This is a genomic window from Methylobacterium segetis, from assembly GCF_004348265.1.
In the GTDB taxonomy this organism is placed as follows: Bacteria; Pseudomonadota; Alphaproteobacteria; order Rhizobiales; family Beijerinckiaceae; genus Methylobacterium; species Methylobacterium segetis.
On record NZ_SMNT01000198.1, the window covers coordinates 1 to 3,571 of the forward strand.

Genomic DNA, 3,571 nt, shown 5'->3' on the forward strand with positions numbered 1-3,571 from the left:
GCTCGATAGATCCGGAGCGACGTCCGACGAAAACGGCGGGCTCGGGCAATGTCCGAGCCCGTTCGGCTTTTCACGGAGCGGCCGTAGGCCTGAAACCTTCTCCGAGCCGGAGCATCCAAGGGTCCGTCGATCGAGGTGGCCGCCTCAAGGCGATGGCATCCAGGCGGACGGGCTCGGGATCCGGAGAGACATTCACGGCCCGAAACGGAAGGATCGGAGGAGAGCACGATGCATGTGCCAGCGGCGGCATTGGTTGAGGCCGCAGCCTTCACGCTCGGATGTATCGCGATCCACAGGATGCGCCGGCATGCGCTGCGTCTGACGAAAGTCCTGGTGGTGGTGCTGATTGCGGTCGCCCTCGTCTGCATCATGGTGGATACCCTGCTCCACCCGGGGGCCGTGGCCGACGAGTACGACATGCTGTCCGCTCTCGAGGATGCGCGCTGATCGCGCCTCCTGAGTCGCTCGCAGCGTCCGCGAGGCGTTGCGGCGACGTCAGTCCGGGTTGGGGCTGTGATACGCGCTCCGGCGACGATTCTGGCTCCGCCCGCCTCGGCTTCAGCGTTCGGCTCTCGCGGATGTCCCGACCTGCCTGCAGAGAACCCTGCCTTGGGCGCGCGTCAGGGATCGTCGACCTTCGGCATGACGATCGAAGAGGTCCGCGGCATCGTCGCGGCTCACGATCGTCCCGCCACCGCAGGGCGGCAGAGGGCGCCGGCAGGGTGTTCGGCCAAGGCGCCTCTACTTGATACCCAACGATCCGAAACGCGCTCCGACCGGCATCGCCGCGCGCGGATCCCGGGCGAGCCCGGCCCAGCACCAGGACAGGCCGGCAGCCAGCAGATCGCAGGAGACGAACAATCCGATCGCCCAAAGCCCGGACCAGGGCCATTGCTGAATGATGGCCATCCCGAGCAGCACCGAGATCAAAGCCAACAGAATGACCGCGGCGCGGGAGGTCTTCACCTCGTGGATGACGGCCCAGACAGCCCTGGCGATACCCGATGCGATCAGGACGAGGCCCAGCACCAAGGTCAGGGCGACCGAGGCCTGAAGGGGCTGCAAGACCGCGTACAGGCCGCCAGCGACATACAGCGCGCCGGCCAGGATTCGAGCCGCGCGGGAGTGCCAGGGCTCGCGCGTCTGGGCCACGGCTTCGATGATCTCCGCCGGACCTGCGATCAGCAGCAGCACGCCGTACCAGAGCGTGCTGGCGACGGTGAACGCCACCGTCATGTACAGGCCCGCCACCCCCAGGACGAGGAGAACGGCGCCCGCGGCCGTGAACCACCATCGGCTGGGACGCGCGCCAACGTTCTGATTCCTCAAGGCCGCCACGTCGCTCATGCGCCGCCTCCCTGGAACATGCCGCCGCAATCTACACGGGCAGCGAACCCACGCTTGATCCGACGAGACGGATGCCGGTCGGGCCTTGGCTTGCGATGGTCACCCCGGGGCGGAGCGACCGGTAATGGACTCCGCGAGGATCTGGATACGGTACAGGACGAAAGCCGGCCGGCCTCGCTTGGCAGTGGAGCCCCGGCCCGCTCGTGCTAAACTGGCCCCTCATCCTGTGCCTGACGCCAAGGATACTTGAGAACGCCATCGGCCGCCCGCGTTTCGGGCGCCCTGATCTGATCTCATGAACCGGATCCGCCCATGTCTCTGATCCTCAGGGGACAGGCTAGCGGCCGCCGATTGGCTGCAATCCTCCTGCTCGGTTGGCTCGTTCCGGCTCCCGCGGCACGCGCCGCGCCCGGCGCGCCGGCGACCATCGTCCGTCCGTCGGCGGAAACCGGCGGTGTCGTCGTTGTCCGTGGAGGCTTCGGCTGGGGCAATCGCCACTGGACTCAGCGCGAGCGCAGAGCCGGCACCGGGAAGGCGCCACGGCGAAAATATCCCTGATCGGCTCGATGGCTGAGGAGGCTCGACATGGGTGTGGGCATGGCATCCGAACGGCGGCTGCTCTCGGAAGACGAGCTTGAGCGGGTCAAGCTCAGCCATTATCCCGATCTCGGCAAGATCGAGCCGGAGGAAGCGCTCGCGCTGGCCAGATGGCTGCGCGAGAGACGCGATCGCATCCGGGGCATCGTGGCGACGCGACAGCGCGCTCGGCGAGGCAAGGCCCCGTCATCCGGCATCGGGGCACCCGAAGCCAGCGAGCGCGGGCTTTCCGAGAAGAAGCAGGTCTTTGCCCGCGCCATCCGGCGCGTGAACGCGCGTCTCGACCGGGAGCGGGCCGAACGCCGACGCGAGCGGATCCGTGGAAATTTCGACGAAGCCCTGAAGCGCAAGCGCTCCTCGGTCCGACATCATCCGGACGCGGGCGATCGGTCGAAGGATGGCATGCGGCCGGTCGGGAGCGATCGGCGGACGGTCACGATCGAGCCAGGCGAGATCGGTCGCGCGTCGCAGGCGGGCAAGGACGCACAGGCCAGGCGCGACGGCTGACGAAGCCGGCACCTGCGCTCGAACTCGGTTGGCCCGAACCGCGTACCGGCCCCGTATCGGAGGCACGCATGGCTCCCGCCCCCGCCCGGCAGGATTCCGACCCGCTCCTCATCGACCTTGCGCTGCAGGGCGGGGGCGCGCACGGCGCCTTCACCTGGGGCGTTCTCGATCGCTTGCTCGACGAGCGCCGGTTGGAGATCGAAGCGATCTCCGGCACCTCGGCCGGAGCCATGAACGCCGCGGTCCTGGCTCATGGCTACGGGAAGGACGGGCCGGCCGGAGCGAAGGCCGCGCTTGAAAACTTCTGGCGACAGGTCTCCGATGCCGCGAGGTTCAGCCCGTTCCGCCGCGGCCCGTTGGACGTCCTGCTGGGGCGCTGGAGCCTCGACCATTCGCCGCTCTTCGCCGCCATGGACATGATGGCGCGCGTCGTCTCGCCGTACGATCTCAATCCGGCCGGCGCCAATCCGCTTCGCGCGATCCTCGCGGACACGATCGATTTCGAAGGCCTGACCCGCAGCCCGATCAAGCTGTTCGTCACCGCGACGAACGTCCAGAGCGGCCGAGGACGCGTGTTCCGCAACGCCGACCTCACTCCCGACGTGCTGCTGGCCTCCGCCTGCCTGCCGACGCTGTTCCAAGCGGTCGTGATCGACGGCGACGCCTACTGGGACGGAGGTTATGCCGGCAACCCCACGATGACGCCGCTCATCCGCGATTGCGACTCCCAGGACACGATCCTGGTTCAGATCAATCCGATCGATCGGCCGGGACCGCCAACCTCGGCCCGGGAGATTACCAACCGCCTCAACGAGGTGTCGTTCAACGCCGTCCTGATGAAGGAACTCAGGATGATGGCGCTGCTCAAGCACGTGGCCAGCCCGAGCGACGACGAAGGCGCGCGATGGGCGCGGATGCGCATCCACCGGATCTCCAGCGCGATGATGCTGGAGCTCGGCTCCTCATCCAAGCTCAATGCCGAATGGCCGTTTCTCGTCCTGCTTCGCGACGAGGGGCGACGGGCAGCCGCCGATTTCCTGGGCCGTCATCACGTCGACCTCGGCCGGCGCTCGTCTCTCGACCTCGATGGCTTTCTCCACGGGATCTGATCGATGGGGCT

The 3,571-nt window shown here is 67.7% G+C and carries 4 protein-coding genes; 3 read left to right on the forward strand and 1 reads right to left on the reverse strand.

Features of this window, described 5'->3' with window-relative positions; all coding sequences use genetic code 11:
- The first annotated feature begins 228 nt into the window (after positions 1–228).
- The gene (locus tag E1J50_RS25840) at positions 229–447 is read left to right on the forward strand and encodes a hypothetical protein (protein WP_132256935.1); all 219 of its coding nucleotides are present in this window, start codon (positions 229–231) and stop codon (positions 445–447) included.
- A gap of 294 nt (positions 448–741) precedes the next feature.
- On the opposite strand, the gene E1J50_RS25845 is transcribed toward E1J50_RS25840, so the two are convergent.
- Positions 742–1,347 (reverse strand): HdeD family acid-resistance protein, encoded by a 606-nt coding sequence (locus tag E1J50_RS25845; protein ID WP_132256937.1) that lies wholly within the window; start codon positions 1,345–1,347, stop codon positions 742–744.
- Positions 1,348–1,932: 585 nt separating this feature from the next.
- Here E1J50_RS25845 and E1J50_RS25850 point away from each other — a divergent pair.
- Both E1J50_RS25850 and E1J50_RS25855 read left to right on the forward strand, forming a co-directional pair.
- Positions 1,933–2,451 carry a hypothetical protein gene (locus E1J50_RS25850; protein WP_132257101.1) on the forward strand — a complete coding sequence of 173 codons (519 nt, stop codon included), beginning with the start codon at positions 1,933–1,935 and terminating at the stop codon, positions 2,449–2,451.
- A gap of 68 nt (positions 2,452–2,519) precedes the next feature.
- A complete protein-coding gene (locus tag E1J50_RS25855; protein WP_132253277.1) occupies positions 2,520–3,560 on the forward strand; it encodes a patatin-like phospholipase family protein in 1,041 nt (346 codons plus the stop codon).
- Positions 3,561–3,571 lie beyond the last annotated feature (11 nt).

Bases quoted from the DNA above. Each gene is read 5' to 3' on its own strand.
- E1J50_RS25840 (WP_132256935.1), top strand. From the start codon at position 229: ATGCATGTGCCAGCGGCGGCATTGGTTGAGGCCGCAGCCTTCACGCTC.
- E1J50_RS25845 (WP_132256937.1), bottom strand. From the start codon at position 1,347: ATGAGCGACGTGGCGGCCTTGAGGAATCAGAACGTTGGCGCGCGTCCC.
- E1J50_RS25850 (WP_132257101.1), top strand. From the start codon at position 1,933: ATGGGTGTGGGCATGGCATCCGAACGGCGGCTGCTCTCGGAAGACGAG.
- E1J50_RS25855 (WP_132253277.1), top strand. From the start codon at position 2,520: ATGGCTCCCGCCCCCGCCCGGCAGGATTCCGACCCGCTCCTCATCGAC.